Here is a 21,921-nt window from a genome sequence, read left to right on the forward strand (position 1 = left end):
GGATATAGGGAGTTGCATGTTTGATTCCTGGCGTGGGTTTGCAGAAGAAGAGCTGTCACAGGAGTGGTATCAGAAGCTGACCGAAGCGGCCCGCGAGGCGCGCGGTCAGATCATCAAGATGACGACAGTCGCGGCATCCGGACATCCGGGTGGTTCGATGTCTTCGCTTGAGTTTTACCTGATGACCTATCATATGGCAAAGGTCGATCCGAAGAAACCGTATCGGGATGATCGGGATCGAGTGATCATTTCGCACGGTCATACCTCGCCGGGGGCATATGCGGGGCTGGCATCGGCCGGTTTTTTCGACATATATCCGGCACTGCATGGATTCCGCCAAGCGGGTTCGCCGTTTGAAGGTCACGTGGAGAGAACCGTCCCAGGAGTCGAGTGGGACACGGGGAATCTGGGGCAGGGGTTGTCGGTGGCAGTGGGGAAGGCGATCTATGGAAAACTGAAAGGGATGGATTTCCGGTCGTTCTGCCTGATGGGGGATGGGGAACAACAGAAAGGACAGATCGCCGAAGCACGCCGGACAGCAGTGAAGTTTGGACTCAGCAAAGTCATAGCGATCGTTGATTACAACAGGCTCCAGATCTCGGGGGATGTTGCCAAGATCATGCCGCAGGATATCAAGGCGGGATGGGAGTCGGATGGATGGCGGGTGATCGAGGTGGACGGGCATGACCTTCGCGCTTTGTACAAAGCGATGCGGACGGCATATCACAATAGCGGCGCGCCGATCATGATCCTGGCGCACACGGTGATGGGGAAAGGGGTATCGTTTATGGAGAACGATGCCGAGTACCATGGTGCCGCACTCAAACCGGACCAGGCCCGCAAAGCGTTTATTGAACTTGGCGGGATCGTTGATGATCTCGATGATCTGCTGAATCGCCGGAAGCAGGGGCCGCCGCCACCGTTTGAGACTCCGGAGAATGTCTATCCCAAAGTGGAGACCGGTGTACCGATCCGCTACAATGCGGAAGATAAGTCGGACAATCGGGGAGCGTGGGGGAAGGCACTGGTATCGGTTGCCGAAGCGAATATGAACCGTCCCGGTTTCGTGATGGCGGTGATGGATTGTGATCTTTCAAAATCGGTCAAGACTGATGGGTTCGAAAAGAAGTGGCCATCGAACTTCTTCCAGATGGGGATCTCCGAGCACAGCACGGCGGCGACAGTCGGGGCGATCTCGACTGAGCAGGCAGTGGCGATCTGGTCGGACTTTGGGGTATTCGGGATCGCCGAGACGTACAATCAGGCAAGACTGAATGATATCAATCATGCGAATTTCAAGTTGTTCTGCACACACTCGGGAGTGAATGTGGGTGAGGATGGGAAGACCCACCAGTGCATTGATTATTTCGGGCTACTCAATTCGACATTTGGCTGGAAGGTGATCACGCCGGCTGATCCAAATCAGACGGATGCGATCGTGCGATACGTATTGACCCAGCCGGGTTCGTTCGCCGTGATCATGGGGCGTGCGGTGGTACCGACAATTCTACGCGAAGATGGCTCGCCGTACTTCGGCGAGGGATATAATTATCGGTATGGACGGATGGAAGTGATTCGCAAAGGGGAAGGCGTAGCGTTAGTTTGCTCCGGGAACATGCTGCCATATGGCATGCAGGCATGGGAGACGTTGAAAGGCGAAGGACGGCGGATATCGCTGGTGTCTGTTTCCGACTGGAGCGATCTGGATGAAGATGACCTTCGCATGCTGGCCAATCATCGGCACCTGGTCGTGTTGGAGGATCACAATGTCAAGACTGGTCTGGGGACGGCGATCGGCTCGGCGATGTTCGGGTTGGGTCTTCAGGCGCAGATGACGAAGATCGGTGTGCCGCACTATGCGAGTTCCGGCAAACCGGATGATCTGTACAAAATGCTGGGGATGGATGCGGTTTCGGTAGCGTCCAGAATCAGAGCTATAAAGATAACGACCGGGGTGAAAGTATGAGAATAGGGTTTATCGGGCTTGGCAAAATGGGTGGGAATATGGTTAAGCGGCTACGTCGCGGGGGGCATGACATAGTTGTTTACGGACGCAATCCTCAGTCAGTCAAGGAGGCAACCGCGGTTGGGGCGGTGGCGGCCAAGTCGCTTACCGACCTGGTGAGTAAACTGCGGGCGCCGCGCATCGTGTGGGTGATGGTACCGTCGGGTGAGGCAACAGAACAAGTTATCCATGACTGCGCGAAACTACTGAGTAAAGGTGATATCATTGTCGATGGCGGCAATTCAAATTATCGCGAGACCAAACGTCGCGCGGCAGAGGTCGCGGCGAAAGGGATCACCTTGCTGGATTCCGGAACCTCGGGCGGGATCTGGGGGCTGGAAAACGGCTATTGCATGATGATCGGTGGAGAGAAGAAGGGGTTTCAGAAAGCGGAGCCGATCTTTAAGACCTTGGCGCCGGCCGATGGATACATGTATTGCGGTACTTCCGGCGCGGGGCATTTTGTGAAGATGATCCATAACGGGATCGAATATGGGATGATGCAGGCGTATGCTGAAGGATTCGAGATACTGCAGGCATCGGAGTATGATCTGAAGTTGGCCGATGTGTGCCATCTCTGGAATCAGGGGTCGGTAGTGCGGTCATGGTTGCTTGAGTTGTCCGAACGGGCATTCAAGGCTGATCCCGTTTTAGGGAAGATCGAAGGTTATGTAGCGGATTCGGGTGAGGGGAGATGGACAGTGCAGGAAGCGATCGACCTGGATGTTCCGGCCGTGACATTGACTTACGCGCTGATGAATCGCTTTCGTTCGCGACAGGCAGAGTCGTTTTCATCCAAGGTGCTGGCGGCGTTGCGAGCGCAGTTTGGCGGGCATGCGGTCGTTGCCAAGGGCGCGGCGGAAGCCAAGCCAACAGCGAAGGGAAAGAAAAAGTGAGTCTTCGGACCGAGACATTTGGCAATCCATTCGCCAGTCGGTTCATGCGGGCAAAACAGGCAGACTCATTTACGTTTGTCATTTTTGGAGCGACCGGTGATCTGACTCAACGGAAACTGATCCCGGCGCTTTTCAATTTGTTCCTTGATGGTTTTCTGGGACGACCGTTTTCGGTGATCGGCTTTGCGCGGCGCGAAAAAAGCGATGCGCAGTTCCGTGCCGAGATGGGAGACGCGATCCGGAAATACTCGCGCCGTCAGGCGGAGAACCCGGACCAGCTCGAGCGGTTTCTGGACAGTCTTGGATATGTGCAGGGGACATTTGAAGTCGGGGATGGGTATGTTCGTCTCAAAAAGCGCATAGTCGAAATGTCGATGGCACAGGGATCGCCAGAGAATGTGATGTACTATCTGGCGACGCCGCCGGACGCGTTCCCGCAGATCCTGACCTCGTTGCAGGCAAACGGTCTGGTATCCGGGCATGGCGAACATGAGCCGTGGTCGCGGATAGTCATTGAAAAGCCGTTTGGTCATGATGCATCGTCGGCAGGCGAGTTGAACAAAATGGTTCACTCGGTTTTCGCGGAACGTCAGGTTTACCGGATCGACCATTATCTCGGGAAAGAGACGGTTCAGAATATTCTCGTTTTCCGGTTGGCCAACGCGATCTTTGAGCCGCTCTGGAATCGTCGGTATATAGACCATATTCAGATCTCGGTAGCGGAGTCGCTGGGGGTTGGATCGCGCGCCGGGTATTTTGACGAGGTAGGGATAATCCGCGACATGATCCAGTCGCATATCATGCAGGTCTTCACGCTGATCGCGATGGAGCCGCCGGCCTCGTTTGACGCTACGGCGATCCGCGATGAAAAGGTGAAAGTGCTCAAGGCACTCCGGCAGATATCTGATGAATCGTTGTCAGAGTATTCGGTGCGCGGGCAGTACGGGCCAGGTTCGATCGGCGGCGAGGCGGTGGCGGGGTATCGAAACGAAGACGGCGTGCCATCGAATTCGATGACCGATACGTTTGTTGCGCTGAAGTTGTATGTCGACAACTGGCGATGGTCAGGGGTGCCGTTTTATCTGCGGTCAGGGAAACGATTGCCAAAACGGGTGACCGAAGTAGGAATCGTTTTCAAAGCGCCGCCGCATCTGTTGTTCAACAGAACGGAAGGTCAGCTCGCCGATACAAATGTACTCCGGTTTCGGATACAGCCGCAGGAAGGAATCACGCTTTCATTTCAGGCTAAGATGCCGGGACAGGAAGTCCGTATTTCGCCGGTGCGAATGGATTTTATGTACGCGTCGGCTTTTGAAGCGGCGACCTCGGAGGCATACGAACGATTGATCCTTGACGCCTTGACAGGGGATTCCACCTTGTTCGCGCGTGAAGATGAAGTAGAACTATCCTGGCGGCTGGTGGACCGGATCATTGCAAGCTGGCGAGGCTCGCAACTTCAGATGTACGAAGCAGGGACCTGGGGACCGGATGCGGCCGATGCATTTTTGGCGCGTGACGGACGGGAATGGTTGAGGCTATGAGTGAAACGCCGCGCTCCGCACAGACCGTCTACGATGGCGGCCATATCGAATTAAATGCTGAGAAGATCGAGAAGCGTTTGCATGAGGTATGGCAGATGGCTTCATCGCAGTACAGTGGCGAGATGCCGCTGACAAAACTGTGTCTGTCGAATATGCTGGTGGTGACGGATGCGACCTCGCGGCCGGAAGCGGAGCGGATGGCGAATGAGATCGCCGGAGCGTATCCATCGAGGGTTTTCCTGATCGTGATCGACGAGTTGCAGGGGGCGTATTCAGCGTTTGTGCGGACCGCCTGTCAGCGGGATAAAGAAACCGGAACACTTCGCTGTTTTGAGATAGTTGAAATGCTGGCGGATATCGGGAAGATGCACTATCTGCCGGGGGCGTTGAGATCATTGTTAGTCGGGTCGGTGCCGGTAATGGCGGTCGATTTCCGGCAATTTCAGACCACGCCGGTATTTGATACGGCGATCCTTGAACTCTCAGACTATTATTATGTTAATGCAGAGGTGGTCCCAAGCGGGCCGTTGCGGCACAGGTATCTTCCGCTTCGCTGGTACTGGACGCTGACCATTCGTGAACTGCTCGGCGAGATGTTCGGGCGGTTGAATGCGAAGAACTGCCATGCGTTTCCGGTGCGCTGCGTTATTCAGTCTTCGGATAAAACGGATACTTACGGCGATCTGTTATGCGGCTGGTTGCTCGCCCGACTGAAAACCGAGAAACCAACGCAGCTGCAGAATCGAATATTGGCGGGTTATCGCGAGTATAGTCTGGTGATAGAGATGCGCGAAGATCCCGCGACTGACTGTTCGGTGCGAATCGAATTCAACGATGGGACAGCGGGGACGATCACGCGAATAGACAATCCTGCGGGAACCTATCCGGTCTACCGTGCAGAGCATGCCGGCTGGAAGCTGGAACGGGGAGCGAATGCGATGCCACTCTCGACATATGTTGTCGAGGCGATGCAGGATGCGAGCGAATTCGCAGAGTATGCATCGGTTGTCGCGGCGTTCGAGCGGATAGTCCAAAACGACAGACCGTGAGTCCGATTTTCGCAACCTTTCTGCGGGGAGAATCGTCAAAGTATGAAAATCTACGTATGAGGAGAAGACAATGCTGATAACAACGACCAATACGCTGGAAGGAAGAAAGATCGTCAAGTATCTTGGTCTGGTGACCGGTGAGGCGATCTTGGGGGCGAATATCTTCAAAGATATCTTTGCCAATATCACGGATATTGTCGGCGGGCGGTCCGGGGCGTATGAGCGCGAACTGCAGAAGGCGAAAACGATCGCGTTGCAGGAGATGCAGGCGCAGGCGGAACAGATGGGCGGGAATGCCGTGATCGCGGTAGATCTCGACTACGAGACGGTGGGGTCTGGATCGATGCTGATGGTATCGGCGGCGGGCACCGCAGTGGTAGTCGAATGACTGGAGTAATGTGATCTCGATACAGATTTATCCTGATGTCGCCGCTGTCGCCAAGGCAGCGGCGCGTTTTGTTTATGAGCAGATCAGCGCCTCGCGCGAGCGGAGGCGTTTCCTGATCGCTTTGTCCGGAGGGAGCACTCCCAAACCGGTCTACCAGTTTCTCAGCGCAAAGCCGGAGGCCGGTCCAATGATGCGGTCGAAAGTGGATTTCCTGTTTTCCGATGAACGGGCGGTGCCGCCGGAGTCGGAGCAGTCGAATTTCAATACCGCGAGGGAAGGGCTGTTCAATCCGCTCCATATCGGGAATACCAATGTCTATCGGATGCGGGGAGAGGAGAAGGATCTGGCGACAGAGGCGCGAAATTATGAGGAGCTGATTCGCCGCAAAGCGGGAGTGGGGGCGAACGAAATTCCGCGACTCGATATGATCCTGTTGGGGATGGGTCCGGACGGCCACACGGCATCGTTGTTTCCGGGCCATGATTTTGATGCCTCTGCAGGGCGACTGGTTGATGCACCGTATGTCGAATCGCTGAAGGCGTATCGGTTGACGTTTACGCTGTCATTGCTCAATGCGGCCAAGTCGGTGCTTTTTGTAGTCGCCGGGCCGGACAAGGCGGAGGCGGTGAAAAAGGTCTTGTCAGCGGAGGTTGAGGGGGATATTCTTCCGGCGAGACGGGTGGAAGCGGAGCGGACGATCTGGATGATCGACTCGGCCTCGGCCAGTCTGCTTGACCCGGCTCATGCACGAGGATCAGTACGTTTATGTTAGCAGGGTATATCAGTGGCGCATCGGTTGAACTGGCGCGCGTCAAGGAGTCCGAGGGGGGGATCAAGCTCTACAATCAGACTGTCTACAACAGCAAAGATTTCACCAGTTTCGAGCAGATACTCAATCTCTATCTCAAGAAAAGCACGACGCAAATCAAGCAGGCCTGTTTTGGAGTGGCCGGTCCGGTGATCAATGGCGAGGTGCGGACAACAAACCTTCCGTGGTTGTTGACGGCATCGACTATCGAGGATCGTTTCAAGATCGGCAAAGTCAAACTGCTTAATGATATTGTCGCGCTGGCGCATGGCCTTCCGCACGTCAAGGAAGACCGGTACTATGTTATCAATCCCGGAGTAAAGCAGAAGAATGGGAATGTCGGGTTGATCGCCGCGGGCTCTGGTCTTGGCGAAGCGATGGTGCATGTGCATGATGAGAAGTATTATCCGTATGCATCGGAGGGTGGACATGCCGATTTTGCCCCGAGCAGTCAGCGTGAGATGGAGTTGTGGGAGTACCTGTATTCCGAGTTGGGGCATGTCGAGGTTGAAGATGTGCTGAGCCTCAAGGGGCTGGAGCGGATCTACAATTTTCTCGTTGATTCGCGCGGCAAGCCGCCTTCGACCTGGTTTGAGAAGGCAGTCGATAAACCGGGAGTGTTGATTGAAAGGGCGCTCTCCGGCAAAGATCAGGACGCGATCGAAACACTGGATATCTTTGTTGATTGTTATGCCTCCGAGGCGGCGAATCTTGCGCTGAAAGGGATGACCCTGGGTGGGATGTTTATCGGCGGACTTATCGGGCCGCAGATCATCACGCTCTTGGATCAGGGGCGGTTTATGGAGCGGTTTGTCAAACGGGGGAAGATGGAGTCATTGTTGGCGCGGATGCCGGTCTCGATCATCATCGAAGAAAAGACGGCGCTGATCGGCGCCGGGACAGTGGCGCTTCGCGACAGCAAGTAGCATGAAAGACTGCATTCTCTTTCTCAACGGCAGCTATGCGCGCCGGGATATTGAATACTACCGGAAATTGTGTCGGGGGAGATATTTGGTTGCGGTGGATGGCGGGTATCGGTTTTTCAAAGCGGCGGGGATATTCCCGAACCTGCTGATCGGAGATTTTGATTCGATCCGCCGGATGCCGAGTGACCTTCCCAAGTCGACAGTCGTCGAGCGATTTCCTCCGATGAAAGACAAGACCGATGCTGAGCTGGCGCTGGACCATTGTCTCGCGCGCAAGGCAAAGCGGATAGATATCGTGCAGCCATCGTATGGCGAGCCGGATCAGATGCTGGGGAATTTCCTGTTGTTGCTAGTGGCGGCAGGGAAGCAACGGGGAGCGTATCATCCGGAGATACGCATTGTGAATCGCCGGTACGAAGTACAGTTGCTGAATGACAACAAAGTTGTTCTGAGTAATGCGGCCGGTGATCTGGTGTCGGTACTTCCGCTGTCAGGCAAAGTCAGTCTGACCACGACCGGGACCAGTTACAATGTGAGTGGGGTGGAGGTTATACGGGGGAGGTCGTTGGGGATGCGGAATCGGGTGACGGGGAGGCGGGCGGAAATTGGGGTTGCGGGGATGGCGCTGTTGGTGCGGCAATTTGGTCGAAAATAGATGGTGGCGGGGGAGTCAAGAAATAGCGCTACATGTCGATTATCTCATAGTGTGACAATTGTTTGCGTGGAGTGAGCAGAATCCATTTGGTTGCTTGACAAATGGGGTTGTGACACTATATTGGGCGGACTTGTCGGACGCCCGTCCGGCGAAGTTAGATTACTGGGAGATCGTCCAACGGTAGGACATGCGGCTCTGGACCGTAGAATCGGGGTTCGAATCCCTGTCTCCCAGCCAAAATTCCCTCAAACACAGACAGCACTATCCATATAAGCCAGACCATGTTACGGATTGCCTTGCATCGGGCCAGCCCGCGTCTTAGATTTGGACGTATCATCAAATAATCCAAACGATGGGTGTGGGACCATGCGACGTGTTGCCTTCGCATTACTGGTTTTGCTGGTTCTCTTTTCAATCGCCGAAGTGGGGAGATCGGCTAATCCAATAGCGTTCACTCAAAATATAGGGCAGTGGCCGGATAGCATTCGGTACCGTGCCGATGTGAATGGTACCGTGATGTGGTTCACCAACTCTGCAGTCTACTATCATCTGTTCGAGCAGGGAGAGGACACACTTAATCAGACCAGCAGGATGTTTCGGGCAGGATATGTGGGGAGCAATCCGGATGCGGTTATCGAACCGAGCGGAGAATTGGCGGCCAGATGCAATTACTTCCTGGGGAGTGCCCCATCCCGGTGGCGAACAGATGTTCCCAATTACTCGACTATCACGATAAGAAACCTCTACGAGGGCGTGGATGCAGTGTTTGACGGAAGGAGTGGAGGGCTTGAATATCGGCTGGAGGGGAGAGCGAGGGCCAAGGCGGAAGTACGAGTGGAATTCACCGGCGCCGAAGTATTGGAGCGAGCGGGGAATATCACCACGGTTAAGGTTGGCAAGAAGCGAATCGCATTTGATGGTCCGGTACCGATGACCGCAGAGCAGTCTGCACGCTCGGCAGTGGTCTGGAGTGAGGCGGAGGCGTGTGTCGGGGTTGCGTACAGTTCATATCTGGGTGGGGATATCTTCGACATTGGAAACGGGATCGCGGTCGATGATTCGGGGAATGTTTACGTAACGGGCTATACTTCATCATCGAATTTCCCTGTCATGGATCCGGTTCAACCGGACGTTCCCGGCTATTCGCGTGACGTGTTTGTCTCGAAAGTACGTTCTGACGGAAGCGGCCTGGTCTACAGCACCTACTTGGGAGGTAATGCTCGCGACGAGGGAGAAGATATTGCGGTTGACGGATACGGGCGTGCGGTTGTAGCCGGCACAACCATGTCGCTGGAGTTTCCGCTGGTTGGTTCGTGGCGGACCACGATCAGTCAGGAAGAGGCGTTTTTGGTCAAGTTGTCAGCGGCGGGAAACGAACTTCTGTTCAGTACACTCTGGGGTGGGATCGATCGCGATTACGGTCTGGGAGTTGGCGTCGATGATGCCAATCATATGTATCTGGCCGGGAGGACGGCATCAACCGACCTGCCGCTTCAGTCTCATTTCCAGTCAGACCAAGGGGGCTGGGATGGGTTCTTGGTCAAGTTCACATCTGACGGCACGATAATCGATTTTAGTACCTACCTCGGTGGAGCGCTGGAGGATGGGGTATTCGACATGGTGGTGATGCCAAGCGGTCGAGCAGTGCTCACCGGCTATACCTGGTCAACTGATTTCCCGACCGAAAACCCGATTCAAGGGACATTGGGGACGGGACTCGAGGATGCATTTGTTGTCAGGTTTTTGCCCGATGGCTCGGCGCTTGAATTCGGCAGTTTTCTGGGCGGCGATGCCGAGGAGTTCGCACATGGCGTGTGCGTGGATGATTCCGGCAATATGTACCTCACGGGAAGCACTCGCTCCACGGATTTCCCGGTGAAGTCGGCCTTTCAACCTGTCAGGTCAGGCCGGTACGATATTTTTGTTACCAAAATAGCTGGCGACGGAGATACGCTGATATACAGTACCCATCTTGGCGGTACGCTGGAAGATTTCGGCCGAGCGATCGCGGCCGACAATGAAGGACGGGCTACCGTCACGGGATATACGGTATCCAATGATTTTCCAATTGTGGGGTATCTGATGCGGGATCCGGGAGCATCCGGCAACGACCTCTATGTGAGTAGATTGAGTAGTTCAGGACAGGCGCTGTCATTCAGCACCTACCTGACCGGCACCAAATCGGATGTCGGCCTTGATATAGTGGCGGACAGCGGTGGAAATCTCTATCTCACGGGAGAGACCAAGTCGATTGATTTTCCGACGGTGAATCCGTTTGGGCTGAACAGCGACGGCACAACCAGCGACGCCTTCGTTACCAAGTTTTATGCCGATTTCGGGCCGGATCAGGACAATGACGGGTTGTGTGCGATCGCGGACAACTGCCCGACAGTGGCGAACCCACTTCAGGAGGATGGGGATGGCGACGGTATCGGAGACGCGTGTGATAACTGTCAGTCGCTGGTAAACGCCAGTCAAATCGATGTCGATTACGACGGTTGGGGTGACTCGTGCGATAATTGCCCAACCACAGGCAATTCTTCGCAGACGGACACTGATCTGGACAGCATAGGAGATGCCTGCGACAATTGTCCGGAGTTGGCCAATACCGATCAGGCGGACGCGGATAATGATGATATCGGCGATCTGTGTGATGTTTGTCCGCATGACGCAGGTGATGATGCGGATGGTGATTCGTTGTGCGCCGATATCGACAACTGTCCAAGCATTTTCAATCCGCTGCAGGAGGATGAGGATGTCGATGGGGCGGGGGACCCATGCGACAATTGTCCGGGGCTTACGAATGTTGGTCAGGCCGATTCAGATGCAGACGGTAAGGGAGATGCGTGCGATACGTGTCCGTTCGACAAAAACGATGATATCGACGGCGACGGACTTTGCGCCGATGTCGACAACTGCCCAAATATCCCGAGTCTTGACCAGACGGATACGGATGGCGACGGGGTGGGTGACTTGTGCGACAACTGCGACACAACTGCCAATCCGGACCAACGGGATAGTAATTCCGATGGGATAGGGGATGGGTGCTGTTGTATCGGAAATCGGGGAAATGTGAACGGCGTTGGCGGAGTAGATCTCTCGGATCTGTCGTGGTTGATCCAATCCCTCTCTATGATGTCGGTCCCCTGGTATCCGTGTCCGAATGAAGCGAATGTGAATGGGGTAGGGACTATCCCAGATTTATCGGACCTTTCTCTACTCATAGCATACTTGACGCAAATACCGCCGCCGGCAATGCCGGCCTGTCCATGATTTGGCTTGTGAAGCCCGCCATAAATGGTGGGGTACGGTGAATCAAATAATCTGGATGCCCGCCTGCGCGGCATGATGCGGTGCGGAGAGACTGAAACACTGAAATGCGCGGGCGCAAGCGAGTAAGGTTATTTTGCTAACAACGCAGTTTGGCGTTCACACAGATATCGCGCGCCGATGGGGGTGATGACGGTATCTTCTTCCAAGCCGACACAGCCGATGCCATCCAGGATGATCTCTAATTCCAGCGTAAATACATTGCTTACTTCGAGAGGGATGTTCGGCGTGTTGCCGTAACGCTCCCACTGCGGGCCGAGAATTCCGCCACCATCGTGAACATCGCGCCCCAACTGATGTCCCAGTGCATGCTGATACTCCGGGTAGCCGTTGTCGCGGAGGAGTTGGCGCGCGAGCGCATCGATCTCATGTCCCTGTTTGCCGGGGAGGGCGGCCTCGGCGGTTTTGGTGATGATCATCGCGACTGTGTCAAACGCGCGCTGAAGTTCGGCGGGCGGAGCGGATTCTCCCGGACGTCTGAAATAGACGAGGCGCTGGAGATCAGAGCAGTAGTCGTTGATCTTAATGCCGAAATCGATATGGAGAAGTTCGCCTGGTTCGATGATGGCATCGGTCGGGGCAACATGGCCGGCCGAGGTTTTGGCGCCGGCGTTAACGATAGTGGGGAAAGATGGTTCGCCGCCGGTTCTGCGAATCTCTTCGTCGATGATCGCGCCGATCTGCTTTTCACTCATGCCGACCTGAATCCGCTGATACGCCCTGGCCCAGGCTTGTGTCGCGAGCACGGCGGAGTGCTCGAGGCGGGCGACCTCTTCGGGGAGTTTTCTGGCGCGGAGTTTTCCGACAAATTCCTGCGATGAGATGATCCGGTCGCCATAGGGTGTCTCTTTGAGGTATGACTGCAGGAGGAGAAACATGCCGTGGGTGAGGCCATCGGAGACAGGGTCGTTGACCGAGTAGTTCAGGGCGAGGGTCTGGGGGTTGACCTGATTGAATATCCGTTTCATATGTTCGCGTGGACCCTGAACATATGCCTGCACCTCGGTGAAGCGGCCGGAGGCGGTGAAATCCGGAGCATCGAAGTTGCCGACCAGGGCGATAGCGTCGCCGCGACGAGTGTAGAGAAAGAGGGAGTTCCAGGCGACATTGATGCCGACGACCATGGGATGAGTGGGGTCATGGAGCATGGGGGTTTCGCGCTCGAAGAGAGCCCAGGCATCGATATTCATTTCATCGAGGAGTTTGGTGGCCTGATCGATCTTGGCTTTGATGATGTCCATATACGTTGTCCCTCGCTGTAACTTTGAAAAAGTAACCCAAATTGATGGTCGGGAGACGGAAAGTCAATACTGATCGCGAGACAGACCAATCTATCCACAGTAGCCGGGTATCATCGGAATACGTTGGGGGAATATGAGTTGCCGAGATCAATCGGGCGCCGGCTCTAGATGGGGTCGTGAAGTGTTTGATTGACAAATTGCGATTTTACCGTATACTAATAGGCTCCGGGGAACAGAGAGGGCTCTGTTCCGGTTATTCTGCGTGATTATTCCCCCAAAGCGTAATCTGTAGAAACATGTTGATGGTCTTGTGATTGAGCAAACGACGCTCAGATGAAAGGTAGTTAGAGTGACGAATATCGCCAGGATCCGCAATCTCGCGATCATAGCCCATATCGACCACGGGAAAACGACGTTGATCGATTCCGTGTTCAAAGCGACGCATGCCTTCCGGGAGAACCAGGAAGTGGCGGAGCGGTTGATGGACAACAACGTGCTGGAGCGTGAACGTGGAATCACGATCCGGGCGAAGCATTGCACGGTTACCTGGCATGACTACCTGATCAATATCATCGATACCCCCGGACATGCGGATTTTTCCGGCGAGGTTGAGCGCGTGCTCTCCATGGTTGATTCGGTGCTGTTGTTGGTGGATGCCAACGAGGGGCCGATGCCGCAGACGCGGTACGTGCTGATGCGTGCGCTTCGACTGGGCCTTCGCCCGATCGTCCTGATCAACAAAGTTGATCGTAAAGGGGCACGACCGGATTACGCACTCAACAAGACATTTGATCTTTTCATAGATTTGGGCGCCACCGACGAGCAGGCGCATTTCCCGGTGTTGTTTGGCTCCGGTCTCGACGGCTGGTTTGTGCGGGATCTGGATAAGGATGAGCATGTCGGGATGGATGCGCTGTTTGAGACGATCATTGCCGAGGTCCCGGCGCCGGCAGTGGATGAGGATGGGGATTTCCTGATGCAGGTGACCTCGCTTGACTGGTCCGACTATCTTGGCCAGATCGGGTGCGGGCGGGTGCTTCGCGGAAAGCTGAAAAAGGGGGAAGGATTCACCCGGTTTGTGACGGCGCAGAATGATGACGACGCGGAAGGGAAGGGATTTTCCGTGGTTTCGGTGTCCAAGGCGCAGTCGACGCAGATGTGGGTGACGCGCGGACAGAAGCGGGTTGATGCGGATGAGATCTCGGCCGGCGATATCGTCTGGCTGGCAGGTCCATCGGAGATCGCCATCGGGGATACGTTCTCGCAGAATGAGGATCCCGCGAATGCGCTTAAGCCGCTGGAGATCGAAGAGCCGACCTTGTCGATGTTTTTCCTGGTGAACAACGGACCATTCTCCGGCCAGGAAGGGACTGCGATCATGCTTCGGCAGCTCAAGGAGCGCCTGGAGCGTGAATTGCGTGTGAATGTCGCGCTTCGGATGGAAGATCTTGGGCGCCCGGATGGCGTCAAAGTTTCCGGCAGAGGTGAATTGCATCTGGCGATCCTGATCGAAGAGATGCGCCGTGAGGGGTTGGAGTTCTGTGTCTCGCGACCGGAGATCATCATTCATTTTGATGACAAGGGGAACAGCCTTGAGCCGATCGAGCAGTTGATCATCGATGTTCCCGAAGAATACCAGGGGATCGTGATCGAAAAACTCTCGAAAGTCAAAGGGGAGTTGACCTCGGTGGATAACGCCGGGACGAATACAGTCCGGATCGAGTTTAACATACCGACGCGTGGCCTGATCGGCTATCGGTCGGAGTTCCTGACGGATACGCGGGGGATGGGAGTGATGGCATCGCGGTTTGTCGGCTATGGTGCCTGGCGCGGTGATATCATGTCGCGCAGCCGCGGTTCGGTGGTCAGTCTGGACACCGGTATTGCGACCGCCTACGCCCTGGAAGGGTTGCAGGAGCGGACGGTGATCTTCGTGGAACCGACCGACAAGGTGTATGCGGGACAGATCGTCGGAGAGAACTCGCGCAATAAGGATCTGATCTGCAATCCGACCAAAAAGAAAGCGCTGACGAACCATCGGTCATCGACCAAGGATATCGCGGTGAAGCTGGATGTTCCTCGCAAGTTGACTCTGGAGCAGGCGATGGAGTGGATCCGCGGAGACGAGTTGGTTGAGGTGACGCCGAAATCGATCCGGATGCGGAAGGCGATCCTCGATGTCGAGGAGCGGAAGCGTGCGGAGAAAAAGCAGTCACTGATGGATGAGAACGCCGAATCGGGAGCCTCGCGCATCTCGGCCTGATATTCAGAAACACTAAGTCGTGAGCGTCTTGTCGCTTATATGGACCAGTATGGACTAAAATTATCCACTGGTCCTTTTTTATGGATTCTCGCCTAAGTCGTTGTCGTATCGTCATTTCCCTATTGACGAATTCCGTTCTCGGCGCTATCTTGCAACAAGTTCTGTAAACTCGTTCCGATTCGGGGAATCCTATGTCTCGTACGATCAATATCTTCCTGGTGACAGTATGTCTGCTGCTATTCGCAAGTAGCTTCACTCTTGCAGCAACAATCAACGTTCCGGCTGATCACGCCACAATTCAGGCGGCGGTGTTAGCGTCGGCGGATGGCGACACGGTCCTCGTAGCGCCGGGCACCTACATTGAGAATATCAATATGTCAGGACGAAGCATTTTGCTTGTGTCGTCCGGTGGAAGTGCGGTTACCACGCTTCAGGCAGTCGGGGCGGGGAGTGCGGCGATCACCTGCAACAGCGGCGAGAGTTTCAACACAATCATTCGCGGATTCACCATTGTCGGCAACAATTCGGCCCGGGGCGTCCGTTGTACCAGTACTTCACCGATCGTTGAGTATTGTGAAGTTAGGAATTGCGGCGGGGTGTCGGATGGCGCGGGATTTTACTGCACGAATTCATCGGCCAAGATCCGCTACAATGTCATCCACAGTAATGCGGCTGGAGGGACGGGGTCAGGCATATGTGTGGAAGGGAGCTCGTCGCCGGGAGTTGAGATCCATCACAATGAGATCTATAACTCGCTGGGGACAGGCGAGGCGATCGGCTGTCTGTACGTGACCGCTGTCAGTATTCATAACAACATTCTCCGCACGAACACTATCAATCACTGGGCGGCAAGCGGTGTTTACATGAATGGCGGATCGGGGCAAGAGATCATTAATAATACGATCGTCGGCAATACGCACGGCATCGTGACATTCGCCAGCCCACAACCACTGGTGCAGAATAATATTATTGTCGGGAACACGTTTGAAGCGTTGCCGAGCGGGCTAACGCAGTCCGACTACAATAACGTCTGGAACAACGGGAGCAATAATCTTCCCGGCCCGAATGGGATCAGTGCGGACCCGCTGTTTGTGGATGCGGTCAATTTCGACTACCAACTGCTGGCTGGCTCACCTTGTATTGACGCCGGAAACCCTGACGCACAATACAATGACGCCGATGGCACGCGCAATGATATGGGGGCATACTCGACGTACAATCCGACGAGTCTACCACTCGCGATAGACCTCGTGGTTGCTCCGAACAGCAATGGAGCAGTGAATTCCCTGACTCCGACATTTATCTGGAGTTATCTGGACACGGGCTTGACCACACAGTCGGAATATTGGATACAGGTGGGAGAGGATGATGATTGGTCGGTCGCAGAAACCTGGGATTCGGGGCCGGTAACATCATCGGATACTGCTGTGGTGCTGGGTTCGGCCCCTCTTCAGGACGGAGTGGGATACTGGGTGAGGGTACGCGTCAGTAACGGTTCCCAGTGGGGAGAGTGGACAGGCACCAGTTTCGCCACCCGTGTGTCCAGAGTCATTCGGGTACCGTTGCACCATGCCACTATTCAGGCGGCCATAAACGCCGCCTATGCCAGTGACACGGTGTTAGTTGCCGCGGGCATCTATACCGAGAATGTCAATTTGTCGGGGAAGGGGATCGTACTGCTCTCAGAGCAGGGGAGTGGGGTGACCACGATCCGGTCAGCGTTATCATCGTACGCGGTCATCCGGTGTATTTCGGGTGAGGGCCAGACCACGATCGTGGATGGGTTTTCGATTGATGGGAACGGATTTTCGCGGGGAGTACATATAAGCGCATCCTCGCCGATCATCCAGAATTGCGACATTTTCAACTGCGGCAATGTCAATGACGGCGGCGGAGTCTATTGTGTCGCGTCATCGGCGGCCATTCGCAACAATGTCATTCACGACAACGATGTGCCGGCGACCGGGTCGGGGATCTGTGTGCGCGATGCATCAATACCGGGAGTGGAGATCAGCGGAAACGAGATATACAATTCGATGGGATCCGGGGAAGCGATAGGTTTGCTCTACGTCACCAATGTTTATATCCATCATAACGTGATCCGCGATAATACGATCAATTTCTGGGCGGCATCGGGAGTCTATATGAATGACGCAAGCGGAGTACGCGTCATCAATAACACATTTGTGAACAATACTCGCGGGATCTATGTCTTCAGCGCGAATTCGCCAAATATCCGGAATAATATCATTGTCGGAAGCACGTATGAGGCTCTTCCGACCGGTCTGACCAATTCGGACTTCAATTGTGTATACGAAAATGGATCAAACAATGACCCGGGGCCGAATGGCATTAGTGCTGACCCGATGTTTCTGGACCCAGGGAGCCTTCAGTATGCATTGCAGCCGGGCTCGCCGTGTCTGAACGCAGGGGACCCTGATCCGCAGTACAACGATCCAGACGGTACGCGCAATGATATCGGGGCATTTTCCGGTGAACCGCACGACCCATATATCATGAATTTCGATCTGCCGGGCGAAGAGCGAAGCCATGTAATTACGGCGACTCCGCAGTTCTCCTGGTCGTTCAGTACAGCCGGGACACGCACTCAGGATTCACTGGAGATTCAGGTCGGAATCGACAACAACTGGGTACTGGCTGAGTCGTGGGAACCAGGAATTATGCCGTTCAACCAGACCTCGATCCTGTACCAGGGAAGTGCCTTAGTCAGAGGCGAGACCTACTACTTACGCATACGAATTCATGATGGTGTGGACTGGTCGGCCTGGGCGCACAGTATCTTTCGTCTGAACAGCATACCGACGGTTCCTGCGCCGCAATCGCCCCAGAATCAAGTGGTGTCAACCAATCAGCCATGGACTGTCTTCAGCCGTAGTACTGATTCCGAAAGCGACCCGCTGACGTATCATGTCGCGATCTACTCTGATTCTCTGGGCATGGCACTTGTCGATTCGGGTAGTGTCGCCGGTCCTTCCGGGGCGGGTACCTCTTCGCGCCAAGTGAGCATACCTTTGCAGGAGAACGGACACTATTGGTGGCGAGTGCGGACCACGGATGGATACGAGTACTCGGATTGGTCTCAGATGGTAGACTTTGCGGTGAATGTCGCTAATGACCCACCATATATCCCGGTTCTGGAGTCGCCACTGGCTTCGGCAGGCGATATCGCCTACTCGCTGTTGCCGCTCATGACCTGGTTACCGGGCACGGATCCTGATCCGCTGGATAATCTGACGTACAAGTTTGAGCTGTCGATCAAGTCGAATTTCTCGATCGTTTATACGCGAGATTCCCTCACGGTGAATTCGTTTGTGATGGATGATTCGCTTTCGCTCGACACTCATTACTGGTGGCGGGTGACGGTTCGGGATTATGCTGGTCTGACGGCGACTTCGGTTGCCGGGGATTTCTGGACCTGGAAACTGGGTGACTTGAACGGCAGTCGGACGGTCGACCTGACGGACCTGAGTACGATGATCGCTTATCTGACGATGGTCAACCGACCGGAGATCACTCCGCGATTGGCGGGGGACCTGAATGGTGACTGTCGGATCGATCTGAGCGACCTGAGCACCCTTATCGCCTACATGACGATCAGTGGGGTGGAGTTGCAGATCGGCTGCGAATAGCGGCAACTGCTGAGCAGAAAGAAGGCCCGCCCGGTTATGTCACCGGACGGGCCTTTTCACTGGATACAATTCTCAACAGGAGAGAATGCTATTTAGTGACCGGGCCGAGGGGGAGAATGGTCTTGTTATAGACCTCGTTCAGTATCTGTGCAATTGCCGTATAGATCGCGGATAATCCGCAGATGATTCCTTCATAGCCGGCGATCGTTTTGATCGTGGCATTTTCCGTGATATCACCCAGCGCCAGCAGCCAGAAAAGAACTACCAGCGAGCCGAATACCACCTGCAGGGCGCGGTTCAATTTGAGCGTGCCAACAAACATGCAGGCGGTGAAAAGGCCCCACATAAAGAGATAGGCGGACATCCCTTCTTTGGAGGGAGCCGTACCCCAACCCATTTTGGGCAAGACGAGCAACGCGACCAGCGTCAGCCAGAAGAGGCCGTATGAAGTGAATGCGGTCGTGCCAAATGTGTTTTTCTTCTTCCATTCCATGATACCGGCGATCACCTGGGCGATGCCGCCATAGAATATTCCCATGCCCAGGATCATCGTGTCGAGTCCAAAGAACCCGGCATTATGAAGATTGAGCAGGACAGTGGTCATGCCAAAGCCCAACAGGCCGAGGGGGGCTGGATTGGCGGTGGTGTCTTTGATCTCAAGGAGAGACGATGATGCAGCTATCCGTTCGGTGGCGCCGTCGGTCTGCTGCGCTATGTGGAGTGATGTGTCCAATTTCATGAAAGTAGGATACTAGGGAGAGGCGAATTCGGCAATACTGAATAGAGGGAAATTGCCAAATTGCTGCAAGCGATTGGGAAACAATGAGACAGGACGGTCATCTGTCCGGTCTGACGACCGCATCCGGGCCAGGAGTCAGCCGGCGGATCTCAGTTCGTATGCTTTTTCATGAGGTCATCGACCTCTTCGCGCGAGAAGCTGTTCAGTTGGATCACGCGCGCTTTGGGGCGATAGACCGGCGGGACCATCATGAGTGCTTCGTGTTTGGTATCAACCTCGACGACAATTCGAGCGGTGTGGTCACCGTCATAACATCCGTAGTCGGCGTGCGTCAGTAAATGCGAGCCGGTATCCTGAAGAACGCGTACGGCTCTGAGGCAGGCGATAGTCTCGGCCTCGTGCGGGATCTCAATGTAGAATCTGGGCATATGGGAAGTCCTCTCCTCATAGCATGTGGTGTCTGTTTGTTGGGATCGTCGACCCTCAGCCCGGTGACGTAAAATAGAGCATTATAATCCATAATACAACAGGAAAATGGTTGGTCGGTGCAAGGCAGGGGAAAAGAGCTTTTGCTTTCGCACGGCTCGACTACCTGCTATGTTTTATAGATGGCTATCGCAGAGTCACCTATTCTGGAAATTCACGATCTGACCAAGCGGTATGGTACGGTCACGGCGGTGGACCATATTTCGTTTGCCGTCAAGCAGGGGGAGATTATCGGCTTGCTTGGGCCGAATGGGGCGGGGAAATCCACCACCATCAATATGATCCTGGGGATACTGGAGCCGACCGAGGGGAGGATTCGGGTTTTTGGCAAGGAGCTGGCCAAGGAGCGGTCGGCGATATCAAACCAGGTCAATTTCGCTGCGGTGTATGCCCATGTGCCGCTAAACCTGACGGTGCGGCAGAACCTTCGCGTGTTCGCTCTGCTTTATGGCGTGAAGGAATCGCGACAGCGAGTGAATAAATTGCTCAAAGAGTTCGACCTTGAGGTGTTTGCAGATTCGAAGGCCGGGCTGTTGTCTTCCGGTGAATTGAGTCGGTTGAGCCTAGCGAAAGCGGTGGTCAATGAGCCGCGGTTGTTGCTCCTGGACGAACCGACCGCTTCGCTCGATCCGAGTATTGCCCAGATGATCCGGGAACGGATCCAGGGGTATGCACGGGAGCGGGGGACTGCGGTACTCTGGACCTCACACAACATGCGGGAGATCGAGTCGGTGTGTGATCGGGTGCTCTTCCTATCGCATGGTAAGATACTGCTGTCGGGCGATCCGCGAACAGTGGCGAAGGAGTATGGGAAAAAGGATCTGGAAGAGCTGTTTATCGCGGTGGCGCGAGAGCCGCTGTCTTTGAGGGAGGAGTGAGATGTCGGCCAGCCGCGTGTACGCCATCTTCCTCCGCCAGATGTATCTTATCGCCGGGAATCCGACCCGGCTGTCATCGGTCTTTCTCTGGTTGCTGATCGATGTAGTGCAGTGGGGATTTGTCCGGAAGTACCTGACGACATTCGGCGAAGCAACCTTCAGTTTTGTCACGGTCATACTCGGGGCGATCATTTTCTTCGAATTTTGTGCCCGAATACAGCACGGGATCATGACCAGTTTTCTGGAGGATATCTGGAGTCAGAATCTGATCAACTACTTTGCCTCGCCGCTGAAGTTGACAGAGTATCTCAGTGGGCTGGTGCTGACCAGTATCGTCACGGCGGTGGCGGGATTGTCGGCTATGGTGTTATTGGCGGGGGTTGCGTTTGGGTATGATGTGCTCGCGATGGGGATGCTGATCATGCCGTTTATGGTAATCTTGTTTCTGTTTGGTGCGGCTATGGGGGTTTTTGTATCGGGCGTGATCCTGCGATTCGGCCCGACTGCAGAATGGTTGGGGTGGCCGATCCCGTTTTTGTTGTCAGTTTTTGTGGGGGTTTACTATCCGATTGCCACGCTTCCCCAGGCGATGCAGGTCATAGCGCGGTTGATCCCGGCGAGTTATGTTTTTGAGAGTATGCGGGCGATCCTGTCGGGAGAGGCGGCCGTGGAGCGACTCTGGGTGAATTTGATCGTGGCGGGAGTGCTGGCAGTCGTTTATCTCGTCGGGGCGTACGCCTTTTTTGTGCGGATATATAAGCGGAATCTTCGGACTGGAGCGATCGCGCGGTTCAGCGCCGAGTCGCTCTGATCAGTCGAGATATTACCTGAAAAGCGGCCCCAAAAAAAGAACCTGCCAAGGAGAAATGCAGGGGGGGAGGGGGGAACTGCAATCCAGCCAAAGCAGGCTCAAATTTTTCAGCGCCAAGTGTGATGTAGGAGCAGACGGATTATCAGTCAGGTTAGACTACCTCTACCCCTTTTCAACAAATGCGAGGGTGCCACTGGGCGCCTCACGAATATCTAACAATCAAAGTCGCAGCGCAACGGTGAATTTTGGGTTACA

The 21,921-nt window shown here is 54.8% G+C and carries 16 protein-coding genes and 1 tRNA gene; 14 read left to right on the plus strand and 3 right to left on the minus strand.

Annotated elements, in window-relative coordinates:
- Positions 1–16: 16 nt before the first annotated feature.
- The 10 genes from IPH75_14170 (at position 17) to IPH75_14215 (ending at position 11,541) form a co-directional block, all read left to right on the plus strand.
- A complete protein-coding gene (locus IPH75_14170) occupies positions 17–1,966 on the plus strand; it encodes a transketolase (GenBank protein MBK7143216.1) in 1,950 nt (649 codons plus the stop codon).
- On the plus strand, positions 1,963–2,901 hold the full coding sequence (gene gnd, locus IPH75_14175) for a decarboxylating 6-phosphogluconate dehydrogenase (GenBank protein MBK7143217.1): 939 nt from the start codon (positions 1,963–1,965) through the stop codon (positions 2,899–2,901). Before IPH75_14170 ends, gnd begins: the two co-directional genes overlap by 4 nt.
- Positions 2,902–2,945: 44 nt before the next feature.
- Positions 2,946–4,442, plus strand: coding sequence for a glucose-6-phosphate dehydrogenase (gene zwf, locus IPH75_14180; GenBank protein MBK7143218.1), 1,497 nt, complete (start codon positions 2,946–2,948; stop codon positions 4,440–4,442).
- Complete coding sequence (locus IPH75_14185; protein MBK7143219.1) at positions 4,439–5,491, plus strand: hypothetical protein; 1,053 nt, start codon at positions 4,439–4,441, stop codon at positions 5,489–5,491. The genes zwf and IPH75_14185 overlap by 4 nt, the downstream gene beginning before the upstream one ends.
- A gap of 70 nt (positions 5,492–5,561) precedes the next feature.
- Positions 5,562–5,879 carry a heavy metal-binding domain-containing protein gene (locus tag IPH75_14190; GenBank protein MBK7143220.1) on the plus strand — a complete coding sequence of 106 codons (318 nt, stop codon included), beginning with the start codon at positions 5,562–5,564 and terminating at the stop codon, positions 5,877–5,879.
- 10 nt (positions 5,880–5,889) lie between these two features.
- A complete protein-coding gene (gene pgl, locus IPH75_14195; GenBank protein MBK7143221.1) occupies positions 5,890–6,651 on the plus strand; it encodes a 6-phosphogluconolactonase in 762 nt (253 codons plus the stop codon).
- Entirely contained in the window at positions 6,645–7,613 is a 969-nt protein-coding gene (glk, locus tag IPH75_14200; protein MBK7143222.1) for a glucokinase, read from the plus strand. The genes pgl and glk overlap by 7 nt, the downstream gene beginning before the upstream one ends.
- Position 7,614: 1 nt before the next feature.
- Positions 7,615–8,268: a thiamine diphosphokinase gene (locus tag IPH75_14205; protein MBK7143223.1), complete on the plus strand. Its 654-nt coding sequence runs from the start codon at positions 7,615–7,617 to the stop codon at positions 8,266–8,268.
- Between the two features lie 163 nt (positions 8,269–8,431).
- Positions 8,432–8,505 (plus strand) — tRNA-Gln (locus IPH75_14210).
- A gap of 129 nt (positions 8,506–8,634) precedes the next feature.
- Positions 8,635–11,541 carry an SBBP repeat-containing protein gene (locus IPH75_14215; GenBank protein MBK7143224.1) on the plus strand — a complete coding sequence of 969 codons (2,907 nt, stop codon included), beginning with the start codon at positions 8,635–8,637 and terminating at the stop codon, positions 11,539–11,541.
- A gap of 128 nt (positions 11,542–11,669) precedes the next feature.
- Here the strand turns inward: IPH75_14215 and IPH75_14220 are convergent, their stop codons facing one another.
- Complete coding sequence (locus IPH75_14220) at positions 11,670–12,839, minus strand: aminopeptidase P family protein (protein ID MBK7143225.1); 1,170 nt, start codon at positions 12,837–12,839, stop codon at positions 11,670–11,672.
- 349 nt (positions 12,840–13,188) lie between these two features.
- On the opposite strand from IPH75_14220, the gene typA reads away from it, so the two are divergent.
- Positions 13,189–15,102 carry a translational GTPase TypA gene (gene typA / locus IPH75_14225; GenBank protein MBK7143226.1) on the plus strand — a complete coding sequence of 638 codons (1,914 nt, stop codon included), beginning with the start codon at positions 13,189–13,191 and terminating at the stop codon, positions 15,100–15,102.
- A 191-nt stretch (positions 15,103–15,293) separates the two neighbouring features.
- Positions 15,294–18,752 carry a right-handed parallel beta-helix repeat-containing protein gene (locus IPH75_14230; protein MBK7143227.1) on the plus strand — a complete coding sequence of 1,153 codons (3,459 nt, stop codon included), beginning with the start codon at positions 15,294–15,296 and terminating at the stop codon, positions 18,750–18,752.
- A gap of 88 nt (positions 18,753–18,840) precedes the next feature.
- On the opposite strand, the gene IPH75_14235 is transcribed toward IPH75_14230, so the two are convergent.
- Together IPH75_14235 and IPH75_14240 are read right to left on the minus strand one after the other, a co-directional pair.
- Entirely contained in the window at positions 18,841–19,491 is a 651-nt protein-coding gene (locus tag IPH75_14235; GenBank protein ID MBK7143228.1) for an acetate uptake transporter, read from the minus strand.
- Positions 19,492–19,640: 149 nt separating this feature from the next.
- Positions 19,641–19,919: a hypothetical protein gene (locus IPH75_14240; GenBank protein MBK7143229.1), complete on the minus strand. Its 279-nt coding sequence runs from the start codon at positions 19,917–19,919 to the stop codon at positions 19,641–19,643.
- Positions 19,920–20,099: 180 nt separating this feature from the next.
- On the opposite strand from IPH75_14240, the gene IPH75_14245 reads away from it, so the two are divergent.
- Entirely contained in the window at positions 20,100–20,855 is a 756-nt protein-coding gene (locus tag IPH75_14245; protein MBK7143230.1) for an ABC transporter ATP-binding protein, read from the plus strand.
- Between the two features lies 1 nt (position 20,856).
- A complete protein-coding gene (locus tag IPH75_14250; protein MBK7143231.1) occupies positions 20,857–21,666 on the plus strand; it encodes an ABC transporter permease in 810 nt (269 codons plus the stop codon).
- Positions 21,667–21,921 lie beyond the last annotated feature (255 nt).

This window comes from bacterium (genome assembly GCA_016708025.1).
Lineage (GTDB): Bacteria > Zixibacteria > MSB-5A5 > GN15 > FEB-12 > FEB-12.

Bases quoted from the DNA above. Each gene is read 5' to 3' on its own strand.
- IPH75_14205 (MBK7143223.1), top strand. From the start codon at position 7,615: ATGAAAGACTGCATTCTCTTTCTCAACGGCAGCTATGCGCGCCGGGAT.
- gnd (MBK7143217.1), top strand. From the start codon at position 1,963: ATGAGAATAGGGTTTATCGGGCTTGGCAAAATGGGTGGGAATATGGTT.
- IPH75_14245 (MBK7143230.1), top strand. From the start codon at position 20,100: ATGGCTATCGCAGAGTCACCTATTCTGGAAATTCACGATCTGACCAAG.
- IPH75_14185 (MBK7143219.1), top strand. From the start codon at position 4,439: ATGAGTGAAACGCCGCGCTCCGCACAGACCGTCTACGATGGCGGCCAT.
- IPH75_14220 (MBK7143225.1), bottom strand. From the start codon at position 12,839: ATGGACATCATCAAAGCCAAGATCGATCAGGCCACCAAACTCCTCGAT.
- IPH75_14170 (MBK7143216.1), top strand. From the start codon at position 17: ATGTTTGATTCCTGGCGTGGGTTTGCAGAAGAAGAGCTGTCACAGGAG.
- IPH75_14230 (MBK7143227.1), top strand. From the start codon at position 15,294: ATGTCTCGTACGATCAATATCTTCCTGGTGACAGTATGTCTGCTGCTA.
- IPH75_14190 (MBK7143220.1), top strand. From the start codon at position 5,562: ATGCTGATAACAACGACCAATACGCTGGAAGGAAGAAAGATCGTCAAG.
- IPH75_14240 (MBK7143229.1), bottom strand. From the start codon at position 19,919: ATGCCCAGATTCTACATTGAGATCCCGCACGAGGCCGAGACTATCGCC.
- glk (MBK7143222.1), top strand. From the start codon at position 6,645: ATGTTAGCAGGGTATATCAGTGGCGCATCGGTTGAACTGGCGCGCGTC.
- IPH75_14250 (MBK7143231.1), top strand. From the start codon at position 20,857: ATGTCGGCCAGCCGCGTGTACGCCATCTTCCTCCGCCAGATGTATCTT.
- zwf (MBK7143218.1), top strand. From the start codon at position 2,946: ATGCGGGCAAAACAGGCAGACTCATTTACGTTTGTCATTTTTGGAGCG.
- IPH75_14235 (MBK7143228.1), bottom strand. From the start codon at position 19,491: ATGAAATTGGACACATCACTCCACATAGCGCAGCAGACCGACGGCGCC.
- IPH75_14215 (MBK7143224.1), top strand. From the start codon at position 8,635: ATGCGACGTGTTGCCTTCGCATTACTGGTTTTGCTGGTTCTCTTTTCA.